The organism is Peptoanaerobacter stomatis (genome assembly GCF_000238095.2).
Lineage (GTDB): Bacteria > Bacillota > Clostridia > Peptostreptococcales > Filifactoraceae > Peptoanaerobacter > Peptoanaerobacter stomatis_A.
The window spans coordinates 601,297-620,590 of the sequence record NZ_JH815225.1; the positions used below are offsets into that span (position 1 = coordinate 601,297).

A 19,294-nucleotide genomic window follows, 5' to 3' on the forward strand; every position below is an offset into this window, starting at 1 on the left:
AATAAATACATCCATTATAACTGATTCTAATAATCGCTTTATTCTTTTCTTGTATATACATAATCTTATAAAAATATATAATACTTCCAATCTATAAAAAAGTCAGACAAAATCAACCTATTTTTCTATAAAATATACAGCCCTTAAAAAATATGACAATTACTTTTTTAAACAGATTTTAGTATTATTAAAATTTTTACGGACTTACAATATAAATTGACATCTAATAGCCAATAAAAAAGCTGTACTTACAAATTATGACTAAATGCGACTTATATGCCGTTATAATGATGCAAAAGGAGGAGAAATGAAAAAATTTAAACTATTACTAATTTTAGCAACTGTAATCATATCTTGCAGTATGCTGTCTGCTTGTCAAAAAAATGATACAACTCAAACAGACGACAAAAAAGCTCAAACTCAAACAGCTGATGACACACCTGTAATCATAGGACAGACTTGGGTATTAGGAGATACAGATCCTACAAACTCAGGCACACCTTGGGGACTCACTTCTCAGGGAATAAGCGAAACTGTGTTTAAATTGGACAAAGATGGTAAATTGACTTCAAGATTTATAGAAAGTTTTAAAAGAGTCGACCCTCTTACTTGGACTGCCGTTATAAAAAATACGGCAAAATTTTCAAACGGAGATGTAGTTGACGCCAAAGCACTTGCCGATTGCCTAAACATAATACAGGAAAAAAACGCACTTTCTAATGCAACTGCCGGAAAGGTGACATTTACGGCAAAAGATGACAACACTTTGGAGATAAAAACAGAAAGAGAATTACAGCTTTTAGATTCTTTCTTGACTGAATGGGCAAATATAGTGTTCAAAGAACTTCCTGACAATACTTATGTATTTACAGGACCATATGTAATAGAAAGCTTCAAACCTGAGATAGAGTTTAATCTCAAACCTAATCCTAATTACGAAGGAGCAGACAACAGACCTGATGTAAAGATACTTGCATTCAAAGACGCATCTGCAATGAAACTTGCCTTTGACTCAGGCGAAATAGACATGGCTTTTACAGTTACTCCTGAAGTAGCAAAGATGATTAAAGATTCAGGTAAAAACGTTAAAACTATAGATGCAGGATACCAATATTTTGGCATCTTCAACTTGAACAGTGATATATTAAAGGACGAAAAAGTAAGACAAGCTATAAGTCTTGGCATAAATCGTGATGAATATGTAAAATCTTTGATGGGTGGAAGAGTTGCTACAGGATTTTTTGCACAGTATTTCGACTTTGCCGGAGATGTAAAACTTTCTCAAGATATTGAAAAAGCGAAAACACTCCTTGATGAAGCTGGATATGTTATGAAAGATAATGTAAGAGTAAAAGACGACAAGACTTTGGACATCACTCTTACTACTTATCCAAGCAGACCTGATTTACCGATAATAATGCAAATAATGGCATCACAACTCAAGGAACTCGGATTTAATGTTAATACTCAGATAGTTGACGGCATAGACAACGTAGGAAAATCAGGAGAATTTGATTTGATATTATATGCTCAACATACTGCACCTACAGGAGATCCTGCATTCTCACTAAATCAGTTCTTCAGAGCAGATCAACCTAAGAATTTTTCAAAATACAAATCTGATGAAATGGATAAAATCTTAGATGAACTTGGAAAAGAAGAAGACAATGCAAAAAGAGTTGAGCTTGCTAAGAAAGCACAGGCATTAGTAGCAAAAAATTTACCTGTACTTTATCTTATAGATCCTCAATGGAATATTGCTGTGTCTGATAGGCTTTCAGATTATCAACCGTACAATGGAGACTATTATATAGTAAATGACCAATTGAAAAAATAAAAAATAAAATAATTTTAAAAAATACTAAAACAGCACCGTTTGGTGCTGTTTTTCAAAAATATACAGAAAATTTTAAAATTTATATTATAATCAAATATAAAATATGGTTCTTTGTTTTATACTAATACCTATTTAAAACATATGCGAGACTATAAGATAGCTATTTATTATACATTAGTTGAAATACTGATTATAAATAAATTATAATTATAAACTTAAAAATTTATGTTTTTTAAAACAATAAATTATATAAAATTTATATATTTTTTAATTCGTAATAGAGTTTAGTATTATTTAGGTAATTGATATTGAGGAAAGATATGAAATATATACAAACAGTGTTTAAATACATATTATTGCTTTTTTTCATGTCTGTATTTTTGTTCATACTTACAAGGAGTATACCAATTGATCCTGTAAAGATGCTTTTGCAACAGTATCAGATTCCGCAGACAGAGCAAAACATACAGGCAATACGAGAACAATGGGGACTTAATCAGTCTTACACTGTTCAATATATAAGATGGATGTCAGCATTTTTGCGTGGAGACTGGGGAGTGTCGCTCATAAGCAAGCAAGACATCCGAAAAGAGATTTTTAGAGGTATTCCTTATTCTATGACTCTCGGCATAGGTGCTATACTAATATCATCTGTTATAGGTTTTTTTCTCGGGTATCTTGCATCACTGAAAAAAGACGGTTTTTTTGACAGATTGACAGCTTTTTTATCCATATTGACACAGACTGTACCCTTATTTATGTTTTGTGTGGTGGTAATATATTATGTAGGAGTAAAATACAAATTGGCAAAGATTTTTACAGGAGACATCTATGTAAAGATGACTCTTGCAATACTTTTGACAGCATTTGCATCTGTAGGAAGTATTGCGAGGATAATGAAAAAACACTTTTTAAAAATACAAAAACAATCATATATAAAGGCGGAGATGGCAAGAGGTTTTTTGCTCAATGAAGCTCTGCTAACAGCCGGACTCAAACCTGCACTTATAGGTCTTTGTTCTGCAATTATCAGTAAGTTTGCATGGGTTATCGGTGGCAGTAGCGTAGTGGAATTTATATTTTCAATCCATGGAGTCAGTTTCTTTTTAATATCAGGAATCATGCAAAGGGATTATAACATCATCCAGTCTTATATGTTTTTCATAGTTATTTGGATGATGGTAGTTCACCTTGTATTTGAAATTTTCATAAAATTTTTAGGAGAGAGGGAATGAAAAAGAGATATTTATTGTATATATTGATTGCTCTTACTATCATAATAATGATAATTACAGGTTATAAGGACTCTGTAAAAACCAATCTTTCAGATACTTTTGCCCCCATTTCTCTTAATCATTATTTCGGCACTGATCACCTTGGCAGAGATATATTTTCCCTTATAGTAGATGGAGCTGTTCGTACATTTGCCACTGTTTTTATAGCATCGACAATATCAGTTTTCTTCGGTCTTATATTAGGTATGATGGGCGGATATTTCGGTAAGACTTTGGAAACTATCATAGTATTTTTTACAGATATGCTTATGATAGTGCCGTCATTTATAATGGCTTTAATTATCTCGGCAATATTCGGACTTAATCCCGTAACTGCAGGTATGACACTTGGTATCACAGGTATCTGTACATATACAAACCAATCAATGATACTTACAAGACAAGTAAAAAGCAGAGGATTTATACTAAGTGAGAAGGCTCTCGGCATACCGCCTTTTTTCATAATGACAAGACATATACTTCCCAATATCATCACTCCAATACTTGCAGCTCTTGGAAGCATGGTAAGTGCCATTGCTTTGCAATATGCCTCACTTTCTTTTATAGGCTTAGGGGCAGATATTACAAAACCGGATTGGGGAGCTTTATTGTATCAGTATAGAGTGTATATTATTGATAAACCTATGTTGCTGTTTTTTCCGTGTATGGCGATTTTTTCTCTTGCATATGCAAGTTACATGATTTTTGATAACAAGGAGATAGCGGAGTAGAATATGGACAAGATTTTGCAAATAAAGAATTTGAGCGTTGAAATTGGCAAAAAGATACTTGACAATATAAATTTGGAAGTAAAAGACGGTGAAAGACTTGGAATATTTGGGAGTAGTGGCTGCGGTAAGACTATGACCATAAATGCTATAATGGATATTTTGCCATCTGATGCAATAGTACAAGGTGAGATATTTCTTTGTGGAAAAGATATATTAAAAATGGAAAAAAAACAAAGACGAAGATATATCGGACAAAACATATCTATGATAATGCAAGACTCCATAAATGCACTTTCCCCATACGAAAAGATATGCTCTCAAATGAGGAGAGTAATACAAAGCCATTACAAAATATCAAAAAATGAAACATATAATTTTGCCTTAAAACAGCTTGAAGAAATAGGATTGGATTCCAAAAAAGTTATACAATGCTATCCACATCAATTAAGCGGCGGTATGAGGCAAAGAGTATTTATAGCTATGTCGCTGTGTACACCTACTTCACTTATTATAGCTGATGAGCCTACTACCAGCTTAGATGCCATATCACAGATGAGATTTATTGAGCTGATTAACAACATATCTTCCAAAAAAAATCTTCCTCTTATATTTATAAGTCACAATATAGGTGTGATAGCAAGCCTATGTGAAAACGTGACAGTTATAGATAAAGGAAAGATAATAGAAGAAGGAAAAACAAAAGATATATTGCAAAATCAAAAAAGTGATATAGCAAGACAGATAATACAAGATACGAAAAAACTCTACGAGGTGTAAAATGAAAGAGATATTTCGCATAGAAAATCTTACCAAAGAATACATTTATAACAAAAAGAAAAGAACTTTAGCGATAGATAATATAAGTTTTACCATATATAACAGAAGCACTACTGCTATAGTAGGTGAATCAGGATGTGGAAAAACCACATTATCTCTAATACTTGCTGGATTTGAAGAAGACTACAATGGTAATGTGTACTATGATGGCAATAACATAATCAAAAAAAAGAAAGACAAGGACTATAAAAAAGAAGTACAAATAATTTTTCAAAACCCGTTTGATTGTTTCAATCCTATGTGGAATATCAAAGACCATTTGATAGAACCTGTGAGATATCATAAAATAGTACCAAAAAATCTGGAAATAGAATATATAAAATCTATAATAAGTTCATGCGAACTAAATGATGAAGTACTCAGAAAAAGACCTACTCAACTGAGCGGAGGACAATTACAAAGACTTGCTATTGCAAGAGTGTTGTCATTAAAACCGAAAGTTATAATTGCAGACGAAATATTGACTGCTTTAGATGTGAGTGTACAGTCAAAAATAATTCAACTTCTGAAAAATTTACACAAAACCAATGATTTTACATTGATATTCATATCTCACGACCTAAATACAGTAAGAAAAATTTCCGATAGAATAATAGTGATGAAAAACGGCGCAATAGTCGAAGACAATGACACAAAGAGCATTTTCACAAATCCTAAAAGTGAATATACAAAGACGCTTATTGACGCAATACCTAAGTTTGATATATAAAATATCTTACACCTATATACAAATATTTAGATTACATCTTTGCTACAATTTTAAACTTATGATTACATAAATATTATAGCATAATTGAATAAATATCCACCAGCATAGCTGGTGGTTTTCTTTACACAAAAAAGCACGCAGGAAACTGCATGCTTTTTCTTGTATAATGTAATTATGAGAAAACAAATATCACCTATACTGTATTAATCTTGCATATGAAATAACTACTTTAAATTAATAAGCATTTTATTTCAACTATTTTTGCATAAGCTCTCTTATTTTTTTGAAATGTCTTTCCATAAATACAAGTGCCACTGACGGATCTCTATCTTTTATTGCATCTGTTATAGGAATGTGATAACTTATTATATCTTCATTATTTTCCCCCTTTGAATATATCAAATCATTTGTACTTTTAATACAATTATCGAAAAAACTTCTCATAGCTTTAAAAATCTCTAAAATAAGAGTATTATGTGTCATATTCGCTATTTGTTCATGAAAAAGCAAATCTACACGTTCCAATTCTTTAGATGTATTAACAATTTTCATCTTTTCAAGTATTTTTTCGAGTTTCCTTATCTCCGCGTCGGTTGCATTAGTTGCCGCCAATTTCACAGCCGCATATTCAAACATTTCTCTGAACTGCACAACCTCTTCATTAGAAATATCATTTGTATTGTATATTATATCAAAAGAATTCAATATTATTTTTTCAGTATTATTCCTGACATATGTTCCGCTCCCTTGTAATGTTTCAACAAGTCCCAGATTTTCAAGACTTCTTATCGCCTCCCTTATCGAAGGTCTCCCAACATTATATCTTTGAGCAAGCTCCCTCTCTGTAGGAAGTTTATCCCCTATTTTTATACTGCCCGAAAATATTTTTTGCTTTATTTTATCAGCTACACGAAGATATTGCGGTCTGCTATCTATGCTTATACTGTTTTTCGGATGTGAAATTATCCGTCTGCTCATATAGTCACTATCCTCCCATAAAAGTTTTTATCAATATATACTCATATTGTATAAAATTCTTGCTTACTTATTCTAACTATTTATTAGTTATACCACAATTTTTAAAAAATATCTCTAAATAAAATACAATTTTAAAATTATTTTTGATAATTATTTAATAAACATAAATTCTATTACACTATTGAAAATTTGCTGTGAATAAATAATGAAAAAATAAACAGAATACTAAAAAGCATAAAATTAATCATTGACAAATTTTAAAAAATCTGCTAAAGTTTACTTGTAAATTGGTAGGACAAATATAATATATTTTGGTAATACCTTTTTATAAAAGCGTTTATGTATATTACTTATTTTTCAGTATTAATTCAGTATAAAATTATTTTATTAAATTAATATGTTAAAAATAAAATAATTAAAAGCATTTAAAAAAGTATTTTTCATCATAATTATTAATGTTGAAATTGCAATAATTAATATACTTTTTTTATTTTATTCTTTAGAAAACGATAACATGACAGGTAATACAAATATAATTGCTATTTAATTATATTTTAGGCTTTTATACATATTTTAATAAAGTTTTTTATCTTTGGTCGTTCATGTTATTGTTACTTTATTTTATAAATTTTTATTTTTTTAAGGAGGTATTATGAAAATAGTTGTTTGTATGAAACAAGTACCTGATACAACTGAAGTGAGATTAGACCCTAAAACCAACACGCTTATAAGGGAGGGAGTTCCAAGTATTATAAATCCTGATGATAAAGCCGGATTAGAAATAGCTTTGAAACTGAAAGACGAATTGGATGCTGAAGTTACAGTATTGTCTATGGGACCTCCTCAAGCAGAGTCTGCATTGAGAGAAGCTCTCGCTATGGGAGCAGATGAAGCCGTATTATTAACAGACAGAGCATTCGGTGGTGCAGATACATGGGCTACATCTTCTACAATATCGGCAGCATTAAAGTGTTTAGATTATGATTTAATAATAACAGGCAGACAGGCAATAGACGGAGATACTGCACAAGTAGGTCCTCAAATAGCGGAACATTTGGGCATCCCTCAAATAACCTATGCACAAGAAGTAAAATTTGAAAATAACAAATTATCGGTAAAAAGACAATTTGAAGACAGATATCATATCATAGAAGTAAATATGCCTTGCGTGATCACAGCTCTGTCAGAATCTACAAAGCCGAGATATATGACAATAAGCGGTATATTTGATGCTTATCAAAAAGAAATAAAAATTTGGAATTTGGAAACTATAAAAGACAAAATAGATATTGCAAATATAGGTCTAAAAGGTTCACCTACAAAAGTAAAGAAATCTTATCCTAAACAAGGAAAAGCCGCAGGAGTTTTATTAAAGGATTTAACTGCTGATGAGGCGGCTCAAGCTATAGTTTCAAAACTTAAAGAAAAATATATTATATAAGAAAGGACTGATAAAATGAGCAAAGACGTATTTGTATTTATTGAGCAAAGAGACTCCGAATTACAAAAAGTAGGTATAGAGTTGCTTGGAGAAGCAAGGAAATTAGCTGATTCATTAAACCAGGATGTAGTTGCAATGTTGTTAGGATACAATATAAAATCAAAAGCTGAAATGCTTATACATCACGGAGCGAATAAGGTAATCGTAGTAGATGATGAAATATTAAATGAATATGTAACAGAACCATATGCAAAAGCTGTTTGTGCAATAATAAAAAAATATGATCCTGAAATAGTTTTGTATGGAGCAAGTTCAATCGGAAGAGATTTAGCACCGAGATTGGCATCAAGAATTCATACAGGACTTACAGCCGATTGTACAGCACTTGAAATAGATGAAGAAAGCAAAAATCTGCTTATGACAAGACCGGCTTTCGGCGGAAATCTGATGGCAACCATCTTATGTGAAAATCACAGACCTCAAATGGCTACTGTCAGACCCGGAGTTATGCAGGCATTAAAAAATAATCCCGACTTAAAGGGAGAAATAGTTGAAGAAAAAATACCTTTTGATAAATCTGATATGAACGTCGTTATAAAAGAAGTTGTAAAAGTAGAAAGCAAGAAAAAAGATATAACAGAGGCGGATGTGCTTGTATCAGGCGGTAGAGGAATCGGAGCGCCGGACGCATTTAATATGTTGGGTGAATTAGCCGATTTATTAGGTGCAGAAGTATCAGCATCAAGAGCAACTGTTGACGCAGGTTGGATAGAAAAAGACAGACAAGTAGGACAAACAGGTAAGACAGTTAGACCTAACCTATATTTTGCACTTGGTATTTCAGGAGCAATACAACACCTTGCAGGTATGGAAGAATCAGAACTTATAATAGCTATCAACAAGAACGAAGAAGCCGGAATATTCGGCGTATCAGATTTAGGTATTGTAGGAGATGTTCATGCCATAGTTCCTAAACTTATAGAGCTTATAAAAAAAGAGAAAAAAGCAAAGAGTGAATTATAAAAAACAATATTTAACAACATTAAAATTATTTTTATAAAACAGATTTGTTTTGAAAGGAGAATAAAAATGAGCGAAAAACAAAATATGCTTGAAGGATTAAGAGTAATAGAATTTGCAAATTTCGTAGCCGGTCCATGCTGCGGACGTCTTTTGGCGGACTGGGGTGCAGACGTAATAAAAATAGAACCTTCATTTGGAGATACTATGAGAGTTGTAGGTATGCAATGGTGTTCACCTATAGATGAAGATGAAAACCCACTTTTTGAAAATGAAAATGCCGGAAAAAAAGGTATGGTTATAGATGCAAATACTCCTGAAGGTCAAAAAATAATATATGATTTGGTAAAAGGTGCAGACGTATTTTTGACTAACACAAGACAAAAGGCATTGGTAAAATCAAAACTTGATTATGCCACATTAAAAGAAATCAACCCTAAGATAGTATACGGACACTTGTTAGGTTATGGAGAAAAAGGTCCTGCAAAAGATACTCCTGCATTTGACTATACTGCATATTTTGCAAGAGGCGGTGTAGCACTCGGACTTATGGAAAAAGGAACATCCCCTTGTAACACAGCCGCTGCATTCGGTGATCACTATGCGGGTATGAGTTTGGCTGCAGGTATATTGGCTGCAATACATAGAAGAGACAAAATAGGTAAAGGTGAAAAAGTAAATGTAGCATTATTCCATACAGCGGTTTTCGGTATGGGATTGCCTGTAGTAAGCTCTCAATACGGATATGAAATGCCTATAACAAGACGTAGACCACCAAATCCTATAAACACTACATTTAAAACTCAAGATGGAGAATGGATACAAGTAGCATTCTTTCAATATGAAAAATGGTTCCCTAACTTCTGCAACATAGTTATAGAAAGACCTGATTTAATAGGCGGAAAATTCTCTACTTTAAAAGGCGGAGTGGCAAACTTGGACGAATTCATTCCTATTCTTGAAGACATATTCATTCAAAAACCTTCTCAAGAATGGATAAAAAGACTGTCAGAAGCCGGTATTCCTTTCGAAAAATTACAAACACCGGGAGAAGTATTAAATGATGAACAATGCTGGGCTAATGATTATCTTTTCAAACACACATATGAAAATGGACATGAAGGTGTACTTTACAACACACCTGTTCTATTTGAAGAAAACGGAATAAAAGAATTTGTAAGAGCTCCAAAATTAGGAGAACATACAGATGAAACTTTAAAACAAATAGGATATACAAAAGAACAAATAGACGAGCTTAAAGCTAAAAAAGTAATATTACAAAAATAATAAGGATTTTTATTACCAAGATAGAATTTTTTCAAACTATCTTGGTAATACCAAAATCGTTAATTATTTATTTAATCTTTTATTAATAAAAATATAAATAAATTTATATCAATGAGGTGATTTGAAATGGCAGAAGCTACTGAGAAAAAAAGTGCAACGAAGATAATAAACGGACTATTGGCTCAATCATATAAAGAAGCTTGGGAGGCTAAAGAAAAAGGCATACCTGTTGGTTGGTCAACATCAGTATTTCCACAGGAATTGGTTGAATGTTTTGGCTTACCGCTATGTTATCCGGAGAATCAAGCTGCCGGACTTGCCGCAAAAAGAGAATCTCTAAGATTGCAAGAATCAGCAGAATCTCTCGGATACTCAATAGATCTTTGTGCATATGCAAGAACAAACTTCGGATTTTTGGAAGAAGGTGGTAATACTGAGGTTTTAAGAATGCCGAAACCTGATTTTGTATGTTGCTGTAATAATATATGCAACATGGTTGTAAAATGGTACGAAAATTTAGCAAAAGAATTGAACATCCCTTTAATAATGATAGACGTTCCGTACAATGATGAATATGAAATATCTCCAAGAAGAATAAAATATTTCAGAAAACAATTTGAATACGGAATTAAACAATTAGAAGAAATATCCGGCAAAAAATTTGACCCTAAAAAATTATCGGAAGTAATGGAAATATCAGCTGAAAACGGAAAATTATGGAAAGAATCTATGCAGCTTTCAAAAGATAATTATCCTTCTCCTATGAACGGCTTCGACTTATTTACTTATATGGCGATTATAGTTTGCTATAGAGGAAAAAAAGAAACAACAGACGCTTTCAAATATTTGATAGAAGAATTGAAAGAAAATGCTAAAGAAGGTAAATCAAGTTTCAGAGGTGAAGAAAAATACAGAATAATGATGGAAGGTATACCTTGTTGGCCATACATAGGATACAAAATGAAAACTTTAGCAAAATACGGAATAAATATGACAGGTAGTGTTTATCCTTACGCATGGGCACTTGAATATGAAAAAGATGACCTTGACGGATTGGCAAAAGCGTACAGCTCAATGTTTAACAGCGTAAACATAGAAAAAATGTCAGAATATAGAAATCAAGCATTAGATGACGGTAACTGCGTCGGAGTACTATATCATATGAATAGAAGTTGCAAACTTATGAGTTTCGTTCAATATGAAATGGCAAGACAAGTAGCAAAGCACAGCCATTTACCATATTCAAGCTTTGACGGAGATCAGGCGGATCCGAGAGGTTTCTCCGAAGCACAGTTTGAGACGAGAGTTCAAGGACTTGTAGAAATTATGGATCAACATAAGGAGGCGAAATAAAATGCTTAAACAACTTTTAGAGAAATGTGAAGATATAGCTTTAAATCCTAAAAAATATGTTTGTGACTATATTGAAAAAAGCGGCAAAAAAGCAATAGGTATGATTCCTGTTTTTGGACCTGAAGAATTGGTTGATGCTGCAGGTATGTTTCCTGTAGGTCTTTGGGGCGGATACAATGTTAAACTTGACCTTTCAAAACAATATTTTCCTGCGTTTTGCGCATCTATAGTTCATGCAATTATAGAATTAGGTTTAAACGGTACTTATAATATGTTAAGCGGTGTCGTAATGCCGGGAATGAGCGATACACTTATATCTCTAAGTCAAAACTGGAGATCAGGCGTAAAAAATATACCTTCAATATTCATAGTATATCCTCAAAACAGAAAATTGGACTGCGGGGTTGAATATTTAGTAGAAGAATTGGAATTTGTAAAAGATAAGTTGGAAGCTATATGTGGACACGAAATTAAAGATGAAGAAATACAAGAAAGCATAAAACTGTATAATGAGCATAGAGCACTTATGAGAGAGTTTTCAATGTTAGCATCATCTCATCCTAATACAATAAAGAACAGAGACAGAAGTTTTGTATTCAAGAGTGCATATTTCATTCCTAAAAAAGATCATACTGAAATGGTAAAGCAAATAAACGAGGAATTAAAAAAATTACCTGAAGAAAAATATGACGGTAAAAAAATAGTTGTTGCAGGACTTATATTCGATGATCTTAATATACTTGACATATTAGAGCAAAACAAGATAAGAATAGTTGGAGATTATTTGGCACATGAATCTGTACAATATAATACAGATGTTCCTGAAGTTGGAAAAAACGCTTTGGAAAGATTGGCTAACCAATGGAAAAACATAGAAGGATTTTCAGCAGCTTATGAACCTAACAAATTAGTAGGCGAATTATCAATAGAATTGATGAAAAAGACAAAAGCTGACGGAGCTATGTTTGCACAAACCAAGTTTTCAGATTTAGACGAATATGATATGCCTCTTTTTGTAAAAGATATGAGAGATGCTCATCTTCCTGTTCTTGCAATAGAAGTGGATCAACAAGATGCAAACAGTGAACAAATAAGAACAAAAATCCAAACTTTCGCTGAAATGCTGTAAATATTACAATCAATTTTTTTGATAAATTTTTATTGCAAAACGAATCACAATCGTTTCAAACAATAAATATAGGAGGGAAATAATGAAATTTACAAAAGAACAAGAGTTGTTAAGACAAAATGTAAGAGAATTTGTAAAAAATGAATTAGCAACTTATCCTGACCATGTAGATGAAACCGGCGAAATACCTAAAGATGTTATGGATAAATTGGCAAAATATCAATTTATAGGACCTATAATACCCAGAAAATACGGTGGCGCAGGCGCAGACTATGTGTCATACGCAATAATAATGGAAGAAATATCAAGAAGATGTGCATCCACAAGCACATATATAACTGCCGGAGCTTCACTGGCAGCATTACCTTTACTTAATTTCGGAACTGAAGAACAAAAAATGAAATACTTAAAACCTCTTGCACTTGGAGAAAAAATAGGTTGTTTCGGACTTACAGAACCCGGTGCAGGTTCAGATGCCGGAGCTACAGCTACAACTGCCAAATTGGAGGGAGATTATTATATATTAAACGGTAGAAAATGTTTCATAACAAATGCTCCTATGGCAGATTTTACAATAATATCAGCTGTTACAGACAAAACAAAAGGTGCAAAAGGTATATCAACTTTCATAGTAGAATCAAGTTATGAAGGCTGGTCTGTAGGAGCACATGAAAATAAAATGGGTATAAGAGGAACTCAAACATCAGATATAGTTTTAGACAATGTAAAAGTGCCTAAAGAAAACTTATTGGGTGGAGAAGGAAACGGATTTAAAATAATGCTCAACACACTTGACTCCGGAAGAATAGGTGTTGCGGCTCAAGCTCTTGGAATTGCACAAGGTGCATTGGATGAAGCTACAAAATATGTAAAAGAAAGAGTACAATTCGGAAGAACTCTTTCCAAATTCCAAAACACTCAATTCACATTAGCACAAATGGCAACAAAAGTTCAAGCTGCAAGACTGCTTGTATACGATGCAGCAAAGACTAAAGACTTGGGAGAAAAACCCGGCTTACAATCTTCGATGGCAAAATACTATGCTGCAGAAGTTGCAAATGAAGTAGCATATACAGCTTTACAATTACATGGCGGATATGGTTACATCAAAGATTACCCTATTGAAAGAATATACAGAGATGCCAGAATAACATCCATATATGAAGGAACTTCTCAAGTTCAACAAATGGTAATCGCAGGTTATGTTCTAAAATAACAGATTTTAACTATAGTAAATCGGCTTTAAAAAATATTTTTAAGCTGATTTACTATACACCAAAAATATTTTAAATAAATCATATTTAGATTTTTGCTAATTTAATATGTTAAAATTTAAATTATATCAGAATTTAAATTATTTAAAGATAAATTTTTATTCAAACAAATGAAAAATTATTTATAAACATTTGTATATGTAGGTGATTTATTATGAGCAAGATATATACACTTGGTGTTGATATAGGCTCTACAGCATCTAAGTGTATTATGTTGGAAGACGGAAAAAACATAATTGCCTCTTCCAAAGTAGATGTAGGAGCCGGCACATCAGGACCGATAAGAGCAATAAATGAAATCTTGGAAAAAACCGATATGAAAAGAGAAGATATAAGCTATATAATGGCTACAGGTTATGGTAGAAACTCTCTTGAAGAAGCCGATTCTCAAATGTCCGAGCTTTCATGCCATGCAAAAGGTGCATATTTTCTGTTTCCAAATGTAAGAACTATAATAGATATAGGCGGACAAGATTCAAAAGCTTTAAAAATAGATGAAAACGGTATGTTGGAAAATTTTGTTATGAATGACAAATGTGCTGCCGGAACAGGAAGATTCTTGGATGTAATTGCCAATGTATTGGAAGTCGACATAGAAGATCTGGAAAAATTGGATGAACAGTCTACTCAAGATGTTCCTATAAGTTCCACTTGTACAGTTTTTGCAGAGTCTGAGGTTATATCTCAACTGTCGAGAGGTACAAAGATACAAGATATAGTAAAGGGAATACATACCGCAATAGCAAGTCGCGTAGGTGCTCTTGCTAAAAGAGTCGGTATGAAAGATGATGTTGTTATGACCGGAGGTGTAGCATTAAATAAAGGAATGGTAAGAGCATTGGAAAAAAATACAGGTTTTAAATTGCATACAAGCGAATATTGTCAGTTGAACGGCGCATTAGGTGCCGCATTATTTGCATATCAAAAAGCAAACAAGTAATCATTTTTTATTAAAAATAAAATTTAGAAAGGTTGTGTATTTATGAATAATGAAAATACTAATGTTGTTCCACTAAGTACAGTTTTTGGAGTTGCGTCTGTATGGTTCGGCGCACACGTCGGTGGAGGTTTTGCAACAGGAAATCAAACAAGAACGTTTTTCGTAAAATTCGGTTATCCGTCCATATTCTTACCGTTTATAATAGTCGCATTGATAGGATTTGTATTTTATGAAGGTATATTATTTGCAAGAAATAACAATGAATACAACTATCACAACTGGATAGAAAAGCTTTGTGCACCTTACGGTAAAATAATGGGATACATATTCGATATAGCATATTTGCTACTTACAATAGTTGCAGTAGGTGCATCAATAGCAGGAAGTGCGGCACTTTTAGAAAATTTATTTAATTTACAATATATAATAGGTGTGGCTATAACAGGTGTAATATTCTTTGTACTTACTATCTTCGGCGCCGATCTTGTAAGAAAAGCGTCAACAGCTATCACTTTATTGATACTTATATTCCTTACTATAGTTACAGTATCAGGATTAAAAGCAAATATAGGTAATCTTAATATAATAATGGAAACAAAAGAAACTGCCGCTCCTATGAGTACAGTTTTATATAACGGTCTTAAATATGCAGGTTTCCAATCTTTGGTATTAGCTATAATGCTAGGTGCGTCAAAACCTCTTACTACCAAAAAATCTGTAAAACAATTCGCAATACTCGGTGTTATATTGAACGGTGTAATGATAACTATGTCATGTTTAATGATGTTAGCACACTTATCACTTATAAAAGACGAAACATTACCTATACTTACAATAATTAAACAATTAAACAGTACACCTCTTCTATACGCTTATTCCATAACATTGTTCCTGGCATTTGTATCTACAGGAGTTGGCTGTATATTCGGTATAGTTGCAAGATATGAAAATTCATTTGAACAAATAGGTGATATAACAAAGAGAAGAATGTTAATATCATTAGTTTCTATGATAATCTCCATGTTCATATCATTAGTCGGACTTAACACATTGGTTGTAAAAGGCTACGGATATCTTGGAATACTTTCTATATTCTTCTTGATAATACCTACAATAGTTTTAGGTATAATTAAAAACAGAAAATATTAAAACTTCCGTTTTACAGAAATAAGTGTACTATACTAATTAAATTATCTTAAGTATAAATTAAATCTGTAAAATGTAGCTTAACTATTGTTAGTGATATTAACTCAAGTCCTTAATAATATTTATATAATATTTTATTTATAATCAAAAAATAAGCACTTTTTTAAAGGTGCTTATTTTTTGATTATATTATTATCAGTTCTATAATATCTGTTGTGGACACTCTAACAGATATTTTTTATTTAAAATCCATATATTTAGTCCATATACTAACTTCTGATAAAGACGGATGTGCAACCATTGTCTTATTCGTAAGCTCTATAGTATTAGGATTCAGATTACGTTTATAATTTTCTTTTCTTAATCTTTTTGTAAGCTGTGAACCTATTTCTTCATTTATAGGTTGTATTATCTTTTCTCCCGCATTCATAAGCTCTACATATGGCTGTAATAATATTGATGCCTCATCACCTATTATATGAACTCCTAATATTTTTTTACTGTCTTTTTCTATTATTATTTTTACAAATCCGTCACTTTCTTCTCCCTCATTATATCCGAGTGCAAAGCCTTTAGCAGTCTGATAATAATAATGCAACGCCACTTGTATTTTATATCCTTTTTTTCTTGCTTCTTTTTCTGTAAGACCTACATGAGCAACCTGTGGATATATATATGTTACCGCTGGCACAGCATCATAACTTGCAAACTCATAATCATTATCCTTAGCATAAAATAAATTATGTGACAATATCTCCGCTTCATAATTAGCTTTGTGTCTGAATTGATATTTCCCGTTTATATCTCCAATCGCATAAACTCCGTCAACCGTAGTTTCTAAAAATTCATTTGTCTTTATATATCCTTTTTCCAACTCTATAGATGTATTTTGTATATCAAGTGTATCGGCATTACTCATAACACCGGGGGCTACTATTATTTCATCTGATTTTACACTGTATAATCTTCCGTTTGATATATTTTTAAATTCAAGCACTTTTTTTCCGTCTTGCATATAAGTTCTTATTGTGTCTTTATTTGTATATACATCTATACCATATTTTGAGAGTATTTCAGGTATAGCAACTGAAACATCTTCTTCTTCTTTGGGTAATAAATACATATTATGTTGTACTATATTTACTTTTGAACCAAGTGCAGACAATATATGTGCAAATTCCACGCCTATATATCCACCGCCTATGACTGTAACACTTTCATATGGTTTTTTAGGGAATTTATCTCCAAAAAAACTTTCTGAAGTTAAATACCCTACTTCTTCAAGACCTTCTATCTTAGGAACTTTTGTTCTGGCGCCTGCTCCTATTACTATCTTATCAGCAGTTATAATCTCATCTTGCTTTGCACTATCATTAAAAACTACTTTTATTTCTTTATCTGATATAAATTTTGCAGTACCTTCATATACAGTCAAATTTTCTTTACTTTTGTAATATTGGTATACGTCTTTACTTTCATCTATCTTTTGCCATACTCTTTTTGAAACTTTGTCGAAATCTACGGATATATCCTTTATATTTATCCCTATTTTAGACGCTTTTTGTGCCTGTCTTATAAAATCTGCTACCGTTACCATTACTTTTGTAGGTATACAACCTCTTGTAAGACAAGTACCGCCAAATTTTCCGTTTTCTATCATTGCACATTTCAAGCCTTTTTCCAAAGCTTCATCTACAACTATATTAGCGCTTCCGCTACCTATAACTATAATATCAAATCTTTTCATCTTATCCCTACTTCTGTTTATTATAATTTTTCATATATTCATTTTCTTCAAATATTTCTTTTAAAAGCTCTTTCAATGTCCATTTTTCATTACTTTCAGTCCTTGACGAAGTTATCGGCCTTTCAACTAAATTGGACTTGAAAGAAAATAAAAGCTCTCTGATATCCTCGTCTGTATCAAACCCTTGTATGAGCATAAATTCATTATCAAAAATGCTGTCATTATCAGGTTCATATGACACATTTTTTTCCGTATCGTTAAAAATATCTCCTACAACCTCATTTAACATATTTTTATCGATAAATTTAACTGTAATATCTTCCTTTAATATCTTTGAAATCCTATCTTTCCTATCTTCACTCAACTGATATAAAATTATTTTTTTCAAGTACAAGTTCCTTTCTGATTTAAAAAATTAATTTATAGTATATATATTCCCATTTTTTCTTTAACAATACATTTTTTTATATAAATTTCAAAAAATCCAATGTAAATACCCATAAAAATATTGTAAAACATGATATAACCGTTGTAAATATTATTATCTGTGCAGCAAGTTCGTAATCGCATCCCATTTGCTCAGCCATAAGTGCAGAACTGACCGCTGTAGGTGCACAGTACATAGCTATGAGAGCCACTATTTTTTCACTACTGAATCCAAGTGCTATAGCTATTGTTAAAAATATAAGAGGCACTAATATAAGTCTGCCTAAAACTCCGATAAATATATTTCTTATATTTGAAGATATTTTTTTAAAATCAAGCATACTCCCAAGCATAATCATAGGAAGTACACTGCCGATTTTTGCCAAATCCAATATTATTTTGTCCACGAATTGAGGCACTTTCACATTTAATAAAGAAAGGATTATTGCAAGTATGGATGCAATTATAAGAGGATTTCTGATAATTTCTTTCAATACGTTTTTCAAATCTGTATTTCTTCCGCTATGAGTTGCAAGCACAATTACAGCCAACATATTATACATAGGTATGACAACCATTATGAGTATTGATGCAACAAATGCACCTGCATTGCCTGCAATATGATTAGTCAGAGGTATTCCCAATATAACAAAATTACTTCTGTATATACCTTGTATAAGTGCCCCTTGTTTTTTTGAATCAGGCTCAATAAACGGCACTATCATACTTAATGCCACAACCATGGCGATTATGCTTATAAACACATATATATAAAGTTTAATATCAAATATTTCTCTCACATTTGTATGCAGTATATTACTGAATGTAAGTACAGGTAAAAATATGTTAAAACATAATTTGTTCAAATTGGATATGGTTTCTTTTGCAAGATATTTTTTCTCTTTTAAGTAATATCCGAAAATTACCAAAAATGATATCGGGGCAACAGCATTAAATGCTATATAAAAACTTTCCATCTTATATCCTTTACTATATTATAAATATTGTAAAATTATCATTTGCATTTGTTAAAAATTATATAAAAACCTTATTGTAAATATCATTGTACTTTGAAGTTTTTATATTCTACATTTCTGTATTCTTTAAAATCATATCATAAATTTATAATATAAACAACTGAATGTTTCTTTGCATTTTTATGTTT

The 19,294-nt window shown here is 31.8% G+C and carries 17 protein-coding genes; 13 read left to right on the plus strand and 4 right to left on the minus strand.

Annotation, left to right across the window (positions count from 1 at the left end):
- Positions 1-307 precede the first annotated feature (307 nt).
- The 5 genes from HMPREF9630_RS02515 (at position 308) to HMPREF9630_RS02535 (ending at position 5,388) form a co-directional block, all read left to right on the plus strand.
- On the plus strand, positions 308-1,837 hold the full coding sequence (locus tag HMPREF9630_RS02515; RefSeq protein ID WP_009526972.1) for an ABC transporter substrate-binding protein: 1,530 nt from the start codon (positions 308-310) through the stop codon (positions 1,835-1,837).
- A 320-nt stretch (positions 1,838-2,157) separates the two neighbouring features.
- Complete coding sequence (locus HMPREF9630_RS02520) at positions 2,158-3,072, plus strand: ABC transporter permease (protein ID WP_009526973.1); 915 nt, start codon at positions 2,158-2,160, stop codon at positions 3,070-3,072.
- Positions 3,069-3,842 carry an ABC transporter permease gene (locus HMPREF9630_RS02525; protein ID WP_009526974.1) on the plus strand — a complete coding sequence of 258 codons (774 nt, stop codon included), beginning with the start codon at positions 3,069-3,071 and terminating at the stop codon, positions 3,840-3,842. The genes HMPREF9630_RS02520 and HMPREF9630_RS02525 overlap by 4 nt, the downstream gene beginning before the upstream one ends.
- Before the next feature lie 3 nt (positions 3,843-3,845).
- Positions 3,846-4,619, plus strand: coding sequence for an ATP-binding cassette domain-containing protein (locus HMPREF9630_RS02530; protein ID WP_009526975.1), 774 nt, complete (start codon positions 3,846-3,848; stop codon positions 4,617-4,619).
- A gap of 1 nt (position 4,620) precedes the next feature.
- On the plus strand, positions 4,621-5,388 hold the full coding sequence (locus tag HMPREF9630_RS02535; protein WP_009526976.1) for an ABC transporter ATP-binding protein: 768 nt from the start codon (positions 4,621-4,623) through the stop codon (positions 5,386-5,388).
- 255 nt (positions 5,389-5,643) lie between these two features.
- Here HMPREF9630_RS02535 and HMPREF9630_RS02540 read toward each other — a convergent pair whose 3' ends face one another.
- Positions 5,644-6,366, minus strand: coding sequence for a FadR/GntR family transcriptional regulator (locus HMPREF9630_RS02540; protein WP_009526146.1), 723 nt, complete (start codon positions 6,364-6,366; stop codon positions 5,644-5,646).
- A 652-nt stretch (positions 6,367-7,018) separates the two neighbouring features.
- Between HMPREF9630_RS02540 and HMPREF9630_RS02545 the strand changes: the two genes are divergently transcribed.
- The 8 genes from HMPREF9630_RS02545 (at position 7,019) to HMPREF9630_RS02580 (ending at position 15,959) form a co-directional block, all read left to right on the plus strand.
- A complete protein-coding gene (locus tag HMPREF9630_RS02545; RefSeq protein ID WP_009526147.1) occupies positions 7,019-7,807 on the plus strand; it encodes an electron transfer flavoprotein subunit beta/FixA family protein in 789 nt (262 codons plus the stop codon).
- 15 nt (positions 7,808-7,822) lie between these two features.
- Positions 7,823-8,830, plus strand: a complete 1,008-nt coding sequence (locus HMPREF9630_RS02550) for an electron transfer flavoprotein subunit alpha/FixB family protein (protein WP_009526977.1) — start codon at positions 7,823-7,825, stop codon at positions 8,828-8,830.
- A 66-nt stretch (positions 8,831-8,896) separates the two neighbouring features.
- Complete coding sequence (locus tag HMPREF9630_RS02555) at positions 8,897-10,114, plus strand: CaiB/BaiF CoA transferase family protein (RefSeq protein WP_009526149.1); 1,218 nt, start codon at positions 8,897-8,899, stop codon at positions 10,112-10,114.
- A 126-nt stretch (positions 10,115-10,240) separates the two neighbouring features.
- Positions 10,241-11,467 (plus strand): (R)-2-hydroxyisocaproyl-CoA dehydratase subunit alpha, encoded by a 1,227-nt coding sequence (hadB, locus tag HMPREF9630_RS02560; RefSeq protein ID WP_009526150.1) that lies wholly within the window; start codon positions 10,241-10,243, stop codon positions 11,465-11,467.
- Between the two features lies 1 nt (position 11,468).
- The gene (locus tag HMPREF9630_RS02565; protein ID WP_009526151.1) at positions 11,469-12,596 is read left to right on the plus strand and encodes a 2-hydroxyacyl-CoA dehydratase subunit D; all 1,128 of its coding nucleotides are present in this window, start codon (positions 11,469-11,471) and stop codon (positions 12,594-12,596) included.
- Positions 12,597-12,678: 82 nt separating this feature from the next.
- The gene (gene acdB / locus HMPREF9630_RS02570; RefSeq protein WP_009526978.1) at positions 12,679-13,812 is read left to right on the plus strand and encodes a putative isocaproyl-CoA dehydrogenase AcdB; all 1,134 of its coding nucleotides are present in this window, start codon (positions 12,679-12,681) and stop codon (positions 13,810-13,812) included.
- A 212-nt stretch (positions 13,813-14,024) separates the two neighbouring features.
- Positions 14,025-14,810 (plus strand): acyl-CoA dehydratase activase, encoded by a 786-nt coding sequence (locus tag HMPREF9630_RS02575; RefSeq protein ID WP_009526153.1) that lies wholly within the window; start codon positions 14,025-14,027, stop codon positions 14,808-14,810.
- 42 nt (positions 14,811-14,852) lie between these two features.
- A complete protein-coding gene (locus HMPREF9630_RS02580) occupies positions 14,853-15,959 on the plus strand; it encodes a YkvI family membrane protein (RefSeq protein ID WP_009526979.1) in 1,107 nt (368 codons plus the stop codon).
- A 235-nt stretch (positions 15,960-16,194) separates the two neighbouring features.
- On the opposite strand, the gene HMPREF9630_RS02585 is transcribed toward HMPREF9630_RS02580, so the two are convergent.
- From HMPREF9630_RS02585 to HMPREF9630_RS02595, 3 genes are all read right to left on the minus strand, one after another.
- Positions 16,195-17,703 (minus strand): dihydrolipoyl dehydrogenase family protein, encoded by a 1,509-nt coding sequence (locus tag HMPREF9630_RS02585; RefSeq protein WP_009526980.1) that lies wholly within the window; start codon positions 17,701-17,703, stop codon positions 16,195-16,197.
- A gap of 7 nt (positions 17,704-17,710) precedes the next feature.
- Positions 17,711-18,091 carry a DUF3783 domain-containing protein gene (locus HMPREF9630_RS02590; RefSeq protein ID WP_009526384.1) on the minus strand — a complete coding sequence of 127 codons (381 nt, stop codon included), beginning with the start codon at positions 18,089-18,091 and terminating at the stop codon, positions 17,711-17,713.
- A 76-nt stretch (positions 18,092-18,167) separates the two neighbouring features.
- The gene (locus tag HMPREF9630_RS02595) at positions 18,168-19,106 is read right to left on the minus strand and encodes an AEC family transporter (protein ID WP_009526981.1); all 939 of its coding nucleotides are present in this window, start codon (positions 19,104-19,106) and stop codon (positions 18,168-18,170) included.
- Positions 19,107-19,294 lie beyond the last annotated feature (188 nt).

Excerpts from the sequence above, each read along its gene's own strand:
- HMPREF9630_RS02515 (WP_009526972.1), top strand. The coding sequence starts at position 308 with ATGAAAAAATTTAAACTATTACTAATTTTAGCAACTGTAATCATATCT.
- HMPREF9630_RS02520 (WP_009526973.1), top strand. The coding sequence starts at position 2,158 with ATGAAATATATACAAACAGTGTTTAAATACATATTATTGCTTTTTTTC.
- HMPREF9630_RS02525 (WP_009526974.1), top strand. The coding sequence starts at position 3,069 with ATGAAAAAGAGATATTTATTGTATATATTGATTGCTCTTACTATCATA.
- HMPREF9630_RS02530 (WP_009526975.1), top strand. The coding sequence starts at position 3,846 with ATGGACAAGATTTTGCAAATAAAGAATTTGAGCGTTGAAATTGGCAAA.
- HMPREF9630_RS02535 (WP_009526976.1), top strand. The coding sequence starts at position 4,621 with ATGAAAGAGATATTTCGCATAGAAAATCTTACCAAAGAATACATTTAT.
- HMPREF9630_RS02540 (WP_009526146.1), bottom strand. The coding sequence starts at position 6,366 with ATGAGCAGACGGATAATTTCACATCCGAAAAACAGTATAAGCATAGAT.
- HMPREF9630_RS02545 (WP_009526147.1), top strand. The coding sequence starts at position 7,019 with ATGAAAATAGTTGTTTGTATGAAACAAGTACCTGATACAACTGAAGTG.
- HMPREF9630_RS02550 (WP_009526977.1), top strand. The coding sequence starts at position 7,823 with ATGAGCAAAGACGTATTTGTATTTATTGAGCAAAGAGACTCCGAATTA.
- HMPREF9630_RS02555 (WP_009526149.1), top strand. The coding sequence starts at position 8,897 with ATGAGCGAAAAACAAAATATGCTTGAAGGATTAAGAGTAATAGAATTT.
- hadB (WP_009526150.1), top strand. The coding sequence starts at position 10,241 with ATGGCAGAAGCTACTGAGAAAAAAAGTGCAACGAAGATAATAAACGGA.
- HMPREF9630_RS02565 (WP_009526151.1), top strand. The coding sequence starts at position 11,469 with ATGCTTAAACAACTTTTAGAGAAATGTGAAGATATAGCTTTAAATCCT.
- acdB (WP_009526978.1), top strand. The coding sequence starts at position 12,679 with ATGAAATTTACAAAAGAACAAGAGTTGTTAAGACAAAATGTAAGAGAA.
- HMPREF9630_RS02575 (WP_009526153.1), top strand. The coding sequence starts at position 14,025 with ATGAGCAAGATATATACACTTGGTGTTGATATAGGCTCTACAGCATCT.
- HMPREF9630_RS02580 (WP_009526979.1), top strand. The coding sequence starts at position 14,853 with ATGAATAATGAAAATACTAATGTTGTTCCACTAAGTACAGTTTTTGGA.
- HMPREF9630_RS02585 (WP_009526980.1), bottom strand. The coding sequence starts at position 17,703 with ATGAAAAGATTTGATATTATAGTTATAGGTAGCGGAAGCGCTAATATA.
- HMPREF9630_RS02595 (WP_009526981.1), bottom strand. The coding sequence starts at position 19,106 with ATGGAAAGTTTTTATATAGCATTTAATGCTGTTGCCCCGATATCATTT.